This is a genomic window from Vibrio hibernica (genome assembly GCF_015223435.1).
GTDB lineage: Bacteria > Pseudomonadota > Gammaproteobacteria > Enterobacterales > Vibrionaceae > Vibrio > Vibrio hibernica.
On the sequence record NZ_VHKO01000001.1, the window covers coordinates 69,147 to 83,233 of the forward strand.

The window sequence follows — 14,087 nt, forward strand, 5'->3', positions numbered from 1 at the left end:
GAATGAATATTTCTGAGTATGTTGTTTAAGTCTTATTAACGATAATGCTAATGGTTACGATTATGGATGAAACTTACTCATGGATGAGATTAAAGATGAATATTTGGCGGGTAACAAGATTGTTACTCCCAAATATATTAAACCTCTCTTTATAGTGTTTACCTTTATTAGCCTGTTGACGGGGCTAATGATCTGGCCTCTGGAAATATTAGAATCCGGTTTTACGTGGTTAATTTTTTATCCAGCAGTGATCATATCAGCACTTTATGCGGGTTTTTATGCCGGATTGTTGGCTACGGTACTTGTATGCTTAGTGGTTTTATTTATATTCCCGTTATTAGGATCTTCATTTCTAACCGTTAGTCAGTTTGGCTTTCTAGATATTGCTATTTTTGCCGCCACAAGCACATTTATTGCTTATTATATTGAAGCAATGCACCTTACTTTCAAATCACTTCAGCAAGCTCAATCTATTTCAAAAAATCACTTCGAAAATGAACAATTTATTCGTTCTATTATTGAAAATACACCGAATATGATGGGGTATTGGGATAAGGATTTACGCTGCCGTTATGCCAACACGGCATTCACGCAATGGTTTAACATTCAACATGAAAAAATTATTGGTATAAAGTTTTTAGACCTGGTTGGTGATGCATTATATGCGTTGAATGAACCTTATATTCATGCAGTGTTGGCAGGTGAACCACAAAAATTTGAACGAAAGCTTTATAAAACTGATGGCAGCATTGGTCATATTATTGGCCATTACATCCCTGATTTTGACAATCATGGCATGGTGAAAGGCTTCGCGATTCAGGCGAGTGAGGTCACTATATTTAAAGAAACTGAACAGAAACTTAAATTAGCGGCATGTGTATTTGATAATACATTAGATGGCGTTTTGATCACGGATATTCATGGTGCTATTTTGTCGGTTAATCCCGCTTTCGTAGAGATAACCGGTTATTCACAAGAAGAGGTTATTGGTAAAAATCCACGTATTCTGCAATCAAATCGGCATGGACCAGAATTTTATTCTGATATGTGGAAAGAAATAAAAGAAAACGGTTTATGGAAAGGGGAAGTATGGAATCGCCATAAAAATGGAGAAGATTATCTACAACGAATGACAGTTAGTATGGTGCGTCGTGATGTTGATGATGAACCAATGCGGTATGTGTCTGTATTTAGTGATATTACTGAACTGTGACGCAAAGATGAATACATTAAACATTTGGCATTTCATGATCCTTTAACGAATTTACCGAACCGAACTTTATTAATGGAGCGTCTTAATCAAAAGCTTCTTAGCTCTGAACGTGAGTGTTGTGACTTAGCCGTGATGTTTTTAGATTTAGACGGTTTTAAAATCATCAATGATCAATATGGGCACAATATTGGTGATGAATTACTTAAAAATATTTCGAGCCGACTATTAGTTCAAGTGAGAAAATCAGATACGGTTGCGAGAGTCGGTGGCGATGAATTTATTTTTATTTTGAATAAACCACAAAATAAAGACGATATCATTTATGTTGGCAACCGTATTATTAATGCTATTAGCGAACCTATCGATATCATGGGAGAAACATTTAACATTGGAATATCGATTGGTGTTGCACAATATCCAACGAATGGAAACACTGCCGTTGAACTTATCCGAAATGCTGATATAGCAATGTATAACGCGAAAAACTTAGGCCGAAATACTATTCAGTTTTACTCTTCTTAAATAGGGATAGAGTCAAGAACTGTTTTACTCTTAATGAGCATGAATACCGGATTATTGAGATCATCCATAAATCCAATTTAACCGATGTATTATATATGAAAATCTTTTAGATTCATGTGAATAAATAATTATAAATAAATGTAAGCATCTGTATACTCTTCAACTATTCTTAACTTGAATACCTTCATTTAACTAGAAACAGGTTATTTTATCTATTGATGGATCTTGATAAATAAATACCTTTATACAATAAGAAATAGGTGAGCACCTTATGTTAAAAAAACTATTGATATTAAGTTTGAGTATTTTGCCAGTGATGGCATTTGCACAAGCTGATGAGCAATTTATGACGGGACAAAAAAAAGCGGCGGTGTGTATGACTTGCCATGGCACTGAAGGGATTTCCAGCATCGCTATATACCCTAATCTGCAGGGCCAAAAATTTGAATATCTGGTGACGACATTGAAAGCTTATCAGCGTCGTCAAAGAACAGGTGGACTTGCTTTAGTCATGTATGAGCAAGCCGATAGCCTGACAGAGCAAGATATGAAGGATATTAGTTATTTCTTTTCTAAAGTCGCCATTGAACCTCAATCAAATATGAGTGATACAGCAGATGCAAAATCTCAATAATGGATTGGTTTACTAATAAGGAGGCGTACTATGGAAATTAATTACGATATGAAGGTAGTGAAGTATTTCATCATTACTAGTTTGATTTGGGCGTTACTTGGAATGACGGTAGGGTTAATTCTTGCCGCCCAACTTTATTGGCCAATACTCAATTTTGATTCAGAATACTTTCAATTTGGCCGATTACGTCCGTTACACACATCAGGCGTTATTTTTGGTTTTGTGGTGAACATATTAATGGGTACATCGCTTTACATTGTGCAGCGTACCAGCAGAACCGCATTGTTTAATAAAAGCTTAGCTTGGATTGTGTATTGGGGATGGCAGCTTGTGTTGTTACTAGCACTAATTACGCTCCCTCTTGGTTTCACATCATCAAAAGAGTACGCCGAACTAGAGTGGCCGATTGATATTCTCATCGCGGTGGTCTGGGTAATGTACGCTGTGCTATTTTTTGGCACGATTGCAATACGAAAGGTAAAACATATATTTGTTGCCAATTGGTTCTTTGGTGGCTTTATCATCGTTATTGCCATGATATTTATTGTCAATAACCTGGAATTACCAGTTAGTGCGACCAAATCTTATTCTGTTTATGCGGGCACACAAGATGCGATCGTGCAATGGTGGTGGGGCCACAATGCGGTCGGTTTTCTTCTGACTGCGGGCATCATCGGAATGAATTATTATTTTATTCCTAAAGCTGCTGAACGACCAATTTACTCTTATCGTTTATCCATTGTTCACTTCTGGGGGTTAGTCGGTTTTTATACTTGGGCTGGAACTCATCACTTAATTTATTCCTCTGTTCCTGACTGGTTACAAAATCTTGGTATTGTTATGTCGTTATTACTGTGGCTGCCTTCTTGGGGGGGCGCATATAATAGCTTAATGACACTTCTTTCTAACAAAGAGAAGCTGAAGAATGACTACGTTATGTTGTTCTTTTTGTCTGCGGTTATCTACTACGCACTGGCGACATTTGAAGGGCCTTTACTCGCTATTCGTTGGTTTAATATGATTGCTCATAATACTCAATGGATTATTGGTCATGTTCACTCTGCGGCATTAGGTTGGGTCGCGATGTCAGGCTTTGCCGTGTTCTATTACTTCATTCCTCGTTTATGGGGACATGAAGAAATGTGGTCACGACGTTTAGTAAAATGGCACTTTTGGTTTGCGCACATTGGGATCGCTATTTACGCAGTGTCACTTTGGATCGCAGGGATCGGTCAGGGTTATATGTGGTTAAAGCAAAATGATGATGGTTCTTTAATGTATAGCTTTGTTGATTCAATGAACTTTGTTGCACCTTGGATGCTCGCACGTTTCATAGGCGGAGCATTCTTTGTCATTGGTGTGATATTGATGATTTATAACCTTTATCGAACGCTCTCTTTACCTGAAAAAAATACGGTCATTACTGAGGAGGGTAAAGCATATGCTAAATAAAGATTTTACTCAGTCTGTCGGTATTTTGATTATTTCTATCATTGCCGTTGCTAGCTTTTCTTTATTGACTTGGGTTATTCCAGACATGTTTATGAAGGGTGAGCAGGTCAAAGCCTCCACAGCAAAACCATATTCGGCATTAGAATTGGCGGGGCGTGATATTTACATTAGTGAAGGCTGCCATACTTGTCATACGCAAATGGTGCGTCCTCTACCTGCTGAAGTTGCACGCTATGGGAAAGCGACTTCAGGTTCAGATGATATTTATGAGTATCCTAATCTGTGGGGTTCTGAGCGAACCGGGCCAGACTTGGCTAATTTAGGGCGAAAATATTCAGATCGCTGGCACGAAATTCATCTTATGGATCCTCGTGCCGTGGTACCGACTTCGATAATGCCATCTTATCCGTGGTTATTTGAAAAGAGACTGAATGGTGAAGATATTGCCGATAAAATGAAAACGCTACGAGTTTTAGGCGTGCCTTATACCGATGATGAAATTGATCGGGCTCGTTTGCAGGTAAAAAATAAAACTTACGCTGATGCATTAATCAGTTACCTGCAAAGTTTAGGGAAATAAGGAGGCAGCATGTTAAGTACATTTTGGAGTGCGTGGGTCATTGTCCTAACTGTCGTTTTTATGCTGATTATGATTTATGTCATTTGGCATTATTGGCATAAAAATAATGAAGCGGATGAAAATAAAGAACTTCATAATTATGATGGCATTGGCGAAAATGATGCTAAGTTACCGAAAGTATTACTCTATTCTTATCTGATCGCTTTTATTGGCAGCGCCATTTTCTTTGTACTGTATCCAGGTATGGGGAACTGGCAAGGTTTAATGAAGTGGCACTCAGATGATGCTCTGCAGCAACAAGATACCAAAATTATTGATAAAAATTTGGCCGAATTAGAGTCAGATACATTGACGTTAACCCAACTCAGTCAAAATAGTGAAGTTGTAGATTACGGTAATCGTTTGTTTCAAACTCATTGCGCAGCGTGTCATGGTGCTAATGCTCAAGGGCAAATGCATTTTCCTAATTTAACCGATGATGAATGGATTTATGATAGCAGTGATAAAGGCATTATTGACTCGATCACTTACGGTCGGCATGGCGTTATGGTTGGTTGGAAAGATGTTCTAACTGCTCAGCAAATTGACGATGTATCGACTTATGTAGCCAGTCTACAAACTAACCGTGCGGTTCCTGCGGCAAAAGTGCAACGTGAACAAGGTCAGCAACTATTTGAATACAATTGCTCTGTTTGTCATGGTGATAATGGCAATGGAAATATTCACATTGGTGCCTATAACTTAACGGATGACACCTGGGTGCATGGTGGGAGTATTGCTCAAATCCAAAAGACAGTACGTGAAGGATTAGACTCGGTTATGCCCGCCTTCGATAAGCAATTATCTAGCGCTCAAATAACGGCAGTTGCGGCGTATATCATTCATCAAAAGTCACAAAATCAACAAGATTTGGCTGGGTTAGATGCCGCTCAAGTGAAACGAGGTGAATACCTTGCCTATGCGGGTGACTGTGTGGCTTGTCATACGGCAGAAGATGGAGAACTGTTTGGCGGTGGATTACCTTTCCCTACGCCATTTGGTACCTTGTATTCAACCAATATTTCGACCCATGTTGAGCGAGGGATTGGCAGTTATACTTATCAAGAGTTCCACGATGCGGTACGTTTAGGCGAGGCAAAACATGGTAATTTATACCCGGCCATGCCCTATACGTCTTATCAGTATATTACTGAGGAAGATACCAAAGCATTGTGGGCTTATATGCAATCGTTGACTCCGGTAAACAGTCCGAATATTCCTAACGGCATGATATTTCCAACCAATATTCGTCTAGGAATGTGGGCTTGGAATATGGCGTTCTTCGATGAAGATAAGTTGGAATATCCGGAAGACCAAACAGATACTTGGAAACGAGGCAAATATCTAACGATGAGTTTTGGTCACTGTGCCGAGTGCCATACACCGCGTAATATTGCTCAAGCTCTAGAAGCCGGACAACCGTTCCAAGGTAATATTATCGACCATTGGAATGCGCCAGATATCACTGCCAACGAGTTACATGAACATGGTTGGGAAGTGAAAGATATTGCCGATTTCTTGAAAACGGGCCACTCAGCGAAAGGGACTGCGTTTGCCGGTATGGCGGATGTTGTAAAAAACAGTACCCGTTATATGACGCGTGATGATCTTGATGCGATTGCCGAATATCTATTAACTGGGGATGAAAATAATCGTTTGGATCCAAATACCAAGCCATTACAACCAAGTGGTTTTAGCGTTGAGGATAAGAAAACCAAAGAGTATGCGATTTTTGCAGAAACTTGTGGTGCTTGTCATGGCCCCGACGGTAAAGGGCGTGAAAATATTGCTCCAGCCTTATTAGGTAATGGCATTATTTCGCACTCGGAGCCATATAATACGGTCGCGGTGGTATTGCGTGGTTTATCGCCTGACTATCTTGAACCCAATCGTGATTATATGCCAATGAGCAGTTTTAACGATATTGCTGGCGATGCCGAAATGGCTCGAATGATCAGCTTTATTCGCGATAAACTGGGAGCACGATCTGAACCTGTGACGACAGAGATGGTAAAAGAGATTCGCATTAGTCTTGAAAAAGGTGGTATTACCGGCGGCTTCCACGAGGTGAAATAGCCAGCTATTTGTATTTCGAATAGTATGAGTTAAGTTTACAAGCCACTAGTGATACATATTGCTGGTGGCTTTTGCTTATAGGTAAGACAACGTTAAAAAATATAAGGAAAACAATTGATTATATTGCCTATTATCATTTTTTGTCAGCTTATCGCTTTACGGGCAGGATTGATTTTTAAAACAATCTATAAAGTGAACCTGAGAAAAAGGAGCAGATATGATAAAGCCTGAATTTCCCTTTAATGAAGCGGAGAGGCTGCATGCTTTACGATCACTTCAAATTATTGATACGTCTGATGAAGAACGATTTGATCGAATTACTCGAATGGCCAAGCATATATTCAATGTGGAAATTTCACTGGTTAGTATTATTGATGAAAATAGACAGTGGTTTAAATCGAAGCAAGGGATTGATGTACCTGAGACACCGAGAGAAGTCTCATTTTGCGGGCATGCCATTAATCAGAACGGCTTATTGATTATTCCAAATGCGATTGAAGATGAACGATTTTATGATAATCCCTTAGTGACAGGAAAGCCCTACATTCGTTTTTATGCCGGTTACCCATTAAAGTTAAGAGCAGGCATCAATTTAGGAACATTATGTCTCATTGATTCGAAACCAAGGCATCTAAGCGAGGAAGAGATGCAAATATTAACTGATCTAGGCGCTATTATTGAGCAGGAAATCCGCTCAATTCAACTAGCAACGTTGGATGAGTTAACTTCTATATCGAATCGAAGAGGGTTTATGGCATTGGGAGAAAACATTCGGAAAACGTGCCATCGAAAAAAAATTTCTATGTCCATAATTTTATTTGATTTGAATAAATTTAAGCCGATCAATGATAAATTTGGTCACCATGAAGGTAATTTTGCTTTAAAGAAGTTTGCTGAGGCAATGTGCAATGTGTTTTATGAGAATAACTTAATTGGCAGACTGGGTGGGGATGAATTTGTTGTCATGTTGATACATGCAAACGATGAACAGATTGATATCGCCTTAAATCGATTTAAAGCTGAAATATTAGCGGTCAACAAGGCAATGAACAAGCCATATATTATAGAGTACAGTGCGGGTGTTGCGAGTTTTCCTCATGATACCGAGCAATCGTTAGAAAAAATGCTTGAGAAAGCGGATGCTGCAATGTACAAGAAAAAGAAAGACAGGTTGAGATAATCTGAGAGTAGGCCGCTAAATCTGAGTCATAATAGGGTATTTCAAAACCACCAGTGAGGTAACGCTCTGGTGGTTTTTTATATATTATCATTTTTGTAAATGGTCATTAATCACAAACTAAGATCCAACATATAATCGAGTTTATTATTTAGATGAACTTCAATAATAGTCCTTATTGGTAACCGTTCACCGGGAGTGTATTGACAAGCATTCTGGAGTATGCCTCAGAGCGTTTTAATGCTTATTCTCTGGCATTTAGAAAAGTTTTAATGCCCGTACGTTATAAAAACACATAATTCCTTACTTTTCACCGTTGTCAAGCCCCTCCCGGTGAACGCTTACCCTTATTGGATTAAAATACGGCACGAGAATTTAACCGAGAACCCCTTGCATGACGAAAATAAGAAACTTCCCAACACCAGTGGCGGGTTTGGCTCTAGGGATCTCGGCAATAGGTTGGTGTTGGGAAAACTATGCACCGCATTTAGGCTTAATACAAAATCTGACCTCAGCGATTGCCTTGGTATTGGTGATGGGCGTCGCGGCAAAATTTATTCGTCATCCTAGCAAACTATTTGAAGAGCTTCGTCATCCGATTGTGGGCTCTGTACTGCCAACCATGTGCATGGCACTTATGGCTATTTCTTATGATCTTATCCACTTTCATCAACTTGCGATTACCGGTCGGGTAGTTTGGTATGGTGCCGTTATCCTACATTTGCTATTTTTCTTTTTATTTACTTACCATCGATGCCGTGGTTTCAAGTTAAAGGATATTATTCCAAGTTGGTTTATTCCACCGATTGGACCTATTTTGGGTTGTTTAGCCAACCCCGGCGCTGATACCTTATGGCTATCAAATATTTTATTAATTTTAGGCGTGGGCTCATATGTAATTATGTTGCCACTTTTAATGTATCGGTTAACCTTTCACGAACGACTTCAACCCGCTGAAATCCCAACATTTGCTATCATGGCAGCGCCATCAAATTTAATTATTATTGGTTATTTAGGTGTTGCGGATGCACCAATGATTAATATGTTATTGATGTTAAGTGGCGTGGCTATATTATTAAATGCAGTGTTCTATTTATCGTTAGTAAGGCTATTACGAGAACCATTTAGTGCAGGGTTTTCGGCTTATACTTTCCCATTGGCGAGTGGCGCGACGGCGATGTTTAAAATGGAAGAGGTGTTAAGCCGCTATCATTTGACAAATGGAGTCGAGATGTTTCATTACTTGGCTATCATCCAACTTTATATTTCCTCTGCGGTGATTGCTTATGTTGCTTTATGCTTTCTTAAACATTATCGCACCAATCTTATTGGCATGTTTGTTAATCGATATTAAAGACAGTCGCTAAAATAAAAAAGCAAGTCTCCTTTAACAAAAGGGGACTTGCTTTATTTCTAGGGGAGTCAATTATCTCTATTTAACCGCGTTAGTTTTGCTATTTAACGGTTTGTTTTATGTTTGCTCTAGTGCTTGGTAATTGCCCAATAATGCATTGTAGAACTCACTATTACTTAAAATTCCCACTAACTGATTATTTTCCACCATGAGTACAGGGTGAGCTGTGCGGTTTTTCAGTTCAATGGCCTCACGCATGTTAATCTCTGGGCTAGCAGTAATAAGCATATTGGCATTGATATCCTCAAGCCGCATATCTGTCGCTTGCCAATCAACTAAAGTGAGTGATTTTTCACTAATAATCTCAAATGATTCTAGCGATAATGACTCATCGGTTCTTTTTAGGCGAATGTCTGAATGCGAGCAAATCTGAATTTCATTATTGGCGAAGGTTAAGTCACTTATTGGCATCATTAACGAACTGCCTTTCAAGACATTTAATGGATTGGTATGCGCCACAAAATCTTTTACATACTGCGTTTTTGGCGCAAGTACAATTTCTTCTGGTGTGCCGTGTTGAATTAAACGACCCGATTCCATAATGGCAATATTGTTACCAATTTTTAACGCTTCATCTAAGTCATGGCTGACAAACAAAATGGTTTTATTGAGCTTGGTTTGCAGCTCGAGTAATTCATCTTGAAGTTGCGCACGAATCAATGGATCCAATGCTGAAAATGGTTCATCCATTAATAAGATATCGGTATCCATCGCAAAAGCACGGGCAAGGCCAACACGTTGTTGCATTCCACCAGACAATTCATGCGGATGTTTATCTGCCCATTCAGCTAGGCCGACCATTTCTATTTGTTCACGCGCTTTTTGACGGCGTTCGGTTTTGCTCATTCCTTTCATTTCAAGGCCAAACGCAACGTTGTCTAATACTGTCAACCATGGCATTAGGGCAAATTTTTGAAAAACCATTGATATGCGATGAGTACGTAGGTGTCGCAATGTGGCTTTATCGCAGCTAGCAAGATCAACAAAATGACCATTGTCTTTAATTTCTAGAGAACCACGGGCAATAGGGTTGAGACCATTAACTGCACGTAACAAGCTCGATTTTCCTGAACCAGAAAGTCCCATTAGTACACAAATCTCACCTTCTTTAACGCTGATACTGACACCATCGACGCCAACGACTTGACCGGTTTGATCAATAATATCTTGGCGTGATTGGCCTTGATCCAGTAAATCGAGTGCCTGATTAGGGTTTTTACCAAACACCACATCAAGATTTTTAATGTTAATTGAGTTCATTATTATCCCTCTTTGGTTTGGTTGGGCGTTTTACACAGACGATCCAAAATAATCGCAACTAATACGATGGCTAAGCCAGCTTCAAAACCTTGAGAAATGTTGACCGTATTCAATGCACGGATAACCGGTTTACCGAGGCCATCAGCACCGACTAACGCGGCGACAACAACCATTGAAAGTGACAGCATGATGCATTGTGTTATCCCAGCCATAATGCTTGGTAGCGCGGCAGGTAATTCCACTTTAAACAGTAATTTCATACGACTAGCACCAAAGGCTTTACCTGCTTCGACTAATTCTTCTGGTACTTTAATAATGCCTAAATAGGTCAAACGAATCGGCGCGGCGATGGCAAAAACAATCGTTGAGATAAGGCCTGGCACGATCCCGAGACCAAACAATACTAACGTTGGAATTAAGTACACGAAGGTAGGGACGGTTTGCATCAAATCCAAAATAGGTCGCATGATGGTGTACAGCCATGGTCGATGCGCTGCCATTATTCCAAGAGGAACGCCAATTAATACGGAAATCGTTGTCGCCGCAAAGACGAGAACAAAGGTTTCCAGCATTTCTTGCCAATACCCTAAATTTAAAATCAGCAGTAAGGCTGCAATGATAAAAATCACTAATGATAATTTACGATGTAAATACCACGCTAATGCGGCCGTAATCGCGATGGGAACAGCGGGTGGCATCCATTGAAATATGTCGACTAAACAGGTGATGATGGTTTCAAGGAAAATGGAAATAGCGTCGAAGAAACTAGCGGCATTCACCGTAAGCCAATCAACAACAATTTCCATCCAATGTCCGAGTGGGATTTTATGATCCGTTATAAAGTTCAATGTATTGCCTTATCTGGCGAGCTTGCACCCGCCAGTCCTATTACTTGTGTTGAGAATGTGAAGAAGCCAGCGCTGCTGATCTTCTGGTGTTACTGAGTTTTATCTTTATGACGTTTTACGCTTTAACATTGCTTAAATATTGAATAACCGCTGGCGCAGCAGGTTTGCCATCTATCGTTTTAATACTTTCTAGCCAAACTTTGACTTGCTCGGGGTGCTGTTCTAACCATTCACGAGCGGCGATAGCCGGTTTTTTGTTTTTATTTAAAATGGAATCCATGATCTGGTTTTCCATTTCAAGGCTAAATTTTAAATCTTTTAATAAATTACCGACATTTGGACATTGCGCTAAATAGCCTTGACGAACGTTAGTATGTACGCTCGCACCGCCATAATTAGGACCAAAGAAGTCATCGCCCCCGGCAAGGTATTTCATATCGACTTTGCTGTTCATCGGGTGAGGCGCCCAACCTAAGTAAACAATCCATTGGTTACGACGTACCGCACGAGTAACTTGTGACACCATGCCGGCTTCGCTCGATTCTACTAACCGGAAGTCTTTTAAATCGAAAGCGTTTTGATCGATCATGCTTTGCAGTAAGCGGTTGCCATCGTTACCCGGTTCAATTCCATAAATGCGGTCGTTAAATTTGTCGGCATTTTTAGCAATGTCTGCAAAGGTTTTTACGCCAGCGTCATACACATATTTCGGTACGGCAAGGGTATATTTTGCGCCTTCAAGGTTAGCTCTAACGCTTTCTACTGTGCCCGCTTCGCGGTATTTTTTGATGTCGTTTTCCATGGTCGGCATCCAGTTACCAAGGAACACATCAATATCGCCGTTGGCCATCGAAGAATAGGTAACCGGAACCGAAAGTAATTGGGTTTTGGTTTGGTATCCCATCCCTTTTAATAGCTCAGAGGCCACCGCGGTTGTTGAGGTAATGTCGGTCCAACCAACATCTGAAAATCGGACGGTTTCACATTGGTTGGCGGCTTGGACATTAAAAGCGGCTAATGAGGTAAACCCTAGAGTTATTAATGTTTTATTTTTCAGTGACATAATCAATCCTTATGATGAGTAACTTACTGTTATTACTTAGTTGTAAAGTGGCGCATTGGTGCATTAATACGCTGTATTTCTTGCCAGTTAGGCGCAATCCATACGGGAACATTAGTAGGTTCGAGTAAGCGCTTACCTAAAATCATATCGGCAGCCCGTTCTGCCACCATGATGGTTGGCGCATTTAAGTTGCCGTTAGGGATAATGGGGAAAATAGAAGAATCAACCACACGTAGGTTTTCTATGCCTAGCACGCGACACTCTTCATCGACGACTGCCATTGGGTCATTTTTAGCGCCCATTTTGCAGGTACAAGAAGGGTGATAAGCACTTTCCACGTTTTCTTTAACCCATTGATCAATCGCTTGATCGGACTCAACCTCTACACCTGGTTGAATTTCGGTGCCTCGGAATGTGTCCATCGCGGGTTGCGCTAAAATCTCACGGGTTAAGCGAATGCAATCTCGCCAATCTTGACGGTCTTGCTGCGTTGAAATGTAGTTAAATTCAATACTTGGCTTAGCGTGTGGATCGCTTGATTCGATAGCGACACGACCACGACTTTCCGGTTTGTTTGGACCTACGTGCACCTGAAACCCATGTCCATCAAAGGATGCTTGGCCATCGTAGCGCATGGCTGCAGGTAAAAAATGGTATTGAATATTGGGCCATTTCAAACCTTTACGTGAGCGAATAAAGGCGCATGATTCAAAGTGGTTCGTCGCGCCTAAGCCAGTGCGTTTTATGATCCATTCTGCGCCAATTAAGCCTTTGCTGACTAAACCCAGTTTGCTGTTTAGTGTGATGGGTTCTTTGCACTCGTATTGAAAATAAACTTCTAAGTGATCTTGTAGATTTTCACCCACGCCAGCCAATTCATGTTTAACGTCTACCCCGGCCTTTTTCAATGTGTCGCGTGCGCCAATACCAGAGAGTTGCAACAGTTGAACGGAACCAATTGAACCTGCACTTGAGATGACTTCTTTATCGGCGTAAACGTTATGCATTTTTCCCAACTTCTCATACTCGATTCCGCAAGCTGTTTTACCTTCAAGTAAGATTTTATGCGCCACAATTCCTTTTAGTAACGTCAGGTTTGAGCGTTTTAGCGCACGTTTTAGGTAAGCATTAGACGTTGAAGCACGTACGCCGCCATCGACGGTCATGTGCATTGGGCCAAAGCCTTCTTGCTGATAGGCGTTATAATCTTGCGTTTCTGGGTAGCCTGCTTCTTTACCCGAATCGATAAAGGCTTGGTATAAAGGATTACGCGACATGTTATTACCGTTACAAGTACCCACGGGGCCATTACCACCTCGGTAGGTGTTACTTCCATCCATCCAGCTTTCTGCTTTGCGGAAGTAAGGTAAACAGTTTTGGTAATTCCAACCGTGAGCACCAGACTCTTCCCACTGGTCAAAATCGCAAGCATGGCCGCGTACATAAACCATGCCGTTAATGGAAGAGCTACCACCGAGTACTTTACCGCGAGGGCAATGTAAGCGACGACCATCAAGCCCTGCTTCTGCTTTGCTTTCAAATTGCCAAGCGTATTTATCACTGTTCATTGGATAAGAGAGAGCGGTTGGCATTTGAATGAAAATACTTTTATCACTGCCGCCAGCTTCTAATAGTAGGACTTTATGTTCACCTGATTCGCTGAGTCTGTCGGCTAATACGCAGCCGGCCGAACCCGCGCCGACGATAATATAATCGTAGCGTTGTTGCATAAGATTGATTCTCCGCTTCCGTTTAAGGACGCATTGGTTTAGAAAATCGGTGAGTATTTCTCACCGTTTAATGGACTAT

Annotated in this window: 12 protein-coding genes; 8 read left to right on the top strand and 4 right to left on the bottom strand. The window is 40.6% G+C overall.

Annotation, left to right across the window (positions count from 1 at the left end; translation table 11 throughout):
- Positions 1 to 79: 79 nt before the first annotated feature.
- The 8 genes from FH976_RS15825 (at position 80) to FH976_RS00315 (ending at position 9,047) form a co-directional block, all read left to right on the top strand.
- Positions 80 to 1,213 (top strand): PAS domain S-box protein, encoded by a 1,134-nt coding sequence (locus FH976_RS15825; RefSeq protein WP_228767286.1) that lies wholly within the window; start codon positions 80 to 82, stop codon positions 1,211 to 1,213.
- Between the two features lie 24 nt (positions 1,214 to 1,237).
- Entirely contained in the window at positions 1,238 to 1,735 is a 498-nt protein-coding gene (locus tag FH976_RS15830) for a GGDEF domain-containing protein (RefSeq protein ID WP_228767287.1), read from the top strand.
- 271 nt (positions 1,736 to 2,006) lie between these two features.
- Positions 2,007 to 2,369, top strand: a complete 363-nt coding sequence (locus FH976_RS00290; RefSeq protein WP_194088906.1) for a c-type cytochrome — start codon at positions 2,007 to 2,009, stop codon at positions 2,367 to 2,369.
- 30 nt (positions 2,370 to 2,399) lie between these two features.
- Entirely contained in the window at positions 2,400 to 3,821 is a 1,422-nt protein-coding gene (ccoN, locus tag FH976_RS00295) for a cytochrome-c oxidase, cbb3-type subunit I (protein ID WP_194088907.1), read from the top strand.
- Positions 3,811 to 4,401: a cytochrome-c oxidase, cbb3-type subunit II gene (gene ccoO, locus FH976_RS00300; protein WP_194088908.1), complete on the top strand. Its 591-nt coding sequence runs from the start codon at positions 3,811 to 3,813 to the stop codon at positions 4,399 to 4,401. Before ccoN ends, ccoO begins: the two co-directional genes overlap by 11 nt.
- Before the next feature lie 9 nt (positions 4,402 to 4,410).
- A complete protein-coding gene (gene ccoP / locus FH976_RS00305) occupies positions 4,411 to 6,516 on the top strand; it encodes a cytochrome-c oxidase, cbb3-type subunit III (RefSeq protein ID WP_194088909.1) in 2,106 nt (701 codons plus the stop codon).
- A 217-nt stretch (positions 6,517 to 6,733) separates the two neighbouring features.
- On the top strand, positions 6,734 to 7,696 hold the full coding sequence (locus FH976_RS00310) for a sensor domain-containing diguanylate cyclase (RefSeq protein ID WP_194088910.1): 963 nt from the start codon (positions 6,734 to 6,736) through the stop codon (positions 7,694 to 7,696).
- A 391-nt stretch (positions 7,697 to 8,087) separates the two neighbouring features.
- Positions 8,088 to 9,047, top strand: coding sequence for a TDT family transporter (locus tag FH976_RS00315; RefSeq protein ID WP_194088911.1), 960 nt, complete (start codon positions 8,088 to 8,090; stop codon positions 9,045 to 9,047).
- 117 nt (positions 9,048 to 9,164) lie between these two features.
- Here FH976_RS00315 and choV read toward each other — a convergent pair whose 3' ends face one another.
- The 4 genes from choV to betA form a co-directional block, all read right to left on the bottom strand.
- On the bottom strand, positions 9,165 to 10,367 hold the full coding sequence (choV, locus tag FH976_RS00320; RefSeq protein ID WP_194088912.1) for a choline ABC transporter ATP-binding protein: 1,203 nt from the start codon (positions 10,365 to 10,367) through the stop codon (positions 9,165 to 9,167).
- Positions 10,368 to 10,369: 2 nt separating this feature from the next.
- Positions 10,370 to 11,215 (bottom strand): choline ABC transporter permease subunit, encoded by an 846-nt coding sequence (gene choW, locus FH976_RS00325; protein ID WP_194088913.1) that lies wholly within the window; start codon positions 11,213 to 11,215, stop codon positions 10,370 to 10,372.
- A 115-nt stretch (positions 11,216 to 11,330) separates the two neighbouring features.
- The gene (locus FH976_RS00330) at positions 11,331 to 12,278 is read right to left on the bottom strand and encodes a choline ABC transporter substrate-binding protein (RefSeq protein ID WP_194088914.1); all 948 of its coding nucleotides are present in this window, start codon (positions 12,276 to 12,278) and stop codon (positions 11,331 to 11,333) included.
- Positions 12,279 to 12,310: 32 nt separating this feature from the next.
- A complete protein-coding gene (betA, locus tag FH976_RS00335) occupies positions 12,311 to 14,008 on the bottom strand; it encodes a choline dehydrogenase (RefSeq protein WP_194088915.1) in 1,698 nt (565 codons plus the stop codon).
- Between the last annotated feature and the right edge of the window lie 79 nt (positions 14,009 to 14,087).

Bases quoted from the DNA above. Each gene is read 5' to 3' on its own strand.
- FH976_RS15825 (WP_228767286.1), top strand. From the start codon at position 80: ATGGATGAGATTAAAGATGAATATTTGGCGGGTAACAAGATTGTTACT.
- FH976_RS00290 (WP_194088906.1), top strand. From the start codon at position 2,007: ATGTTAAAAAAACTATTGATATTAAGTTTGAGTATTTTGCCAGTGATG.
- ccoN (WP_194088907.1), top strand. From the start codon at position 2,400: ATGGAAATTAATTACGATATGAAGGTAGTGAAGTATTTCATCATTACT.
- ccoO (WP_194088908.1), top strand. From the start codon at position 3,811: ATGCTAAATAAAGATTTTACTCAGTCTGTCGGTATTTTGATTATTTCT.
- ccoP (WP_194088909.1), top strand. From the start codon at position 4,411: ATGTTAAGTACATTTTGGAGTGCGTGGGTCATTGTCCTAACTGTCGTT.
- FH976_RS00310 (WP_194088910.1), top strand. From the start codon at position 6,734: ATGATAAAGCCTGAATTTCCCTTTAATGAAGCGGAGAGGCTGCATGCT.
- FH976_RS00315 (WP_194088911.1), top strand. From the start codon at position 8,088: ATGACGAAAATAAGAAACTTCCCAACACCAGTGGCGGGTTTGGCTCTA.
- choV (WP_194088912.1), bottom strand. From the start codon at position 10,367: ATGAACTCAATTAACATTAAAAATCTTGATGTGGTGTTTGGTAAAAAC.
- FH976_RS00330 (WP_194088914.1), bottom strand. From the start codon at position 12,278: ATGTCACTGAAAAATAAAACATTAATAACTCTAGGGTTTACCTCATTA.
- betA (WP_194088915.1), bottom strand. From the start codon at position 14,008: ATGCAACAACGCTACGATTATATTATCGTCGGCGCGGGTTCGGCCGGC.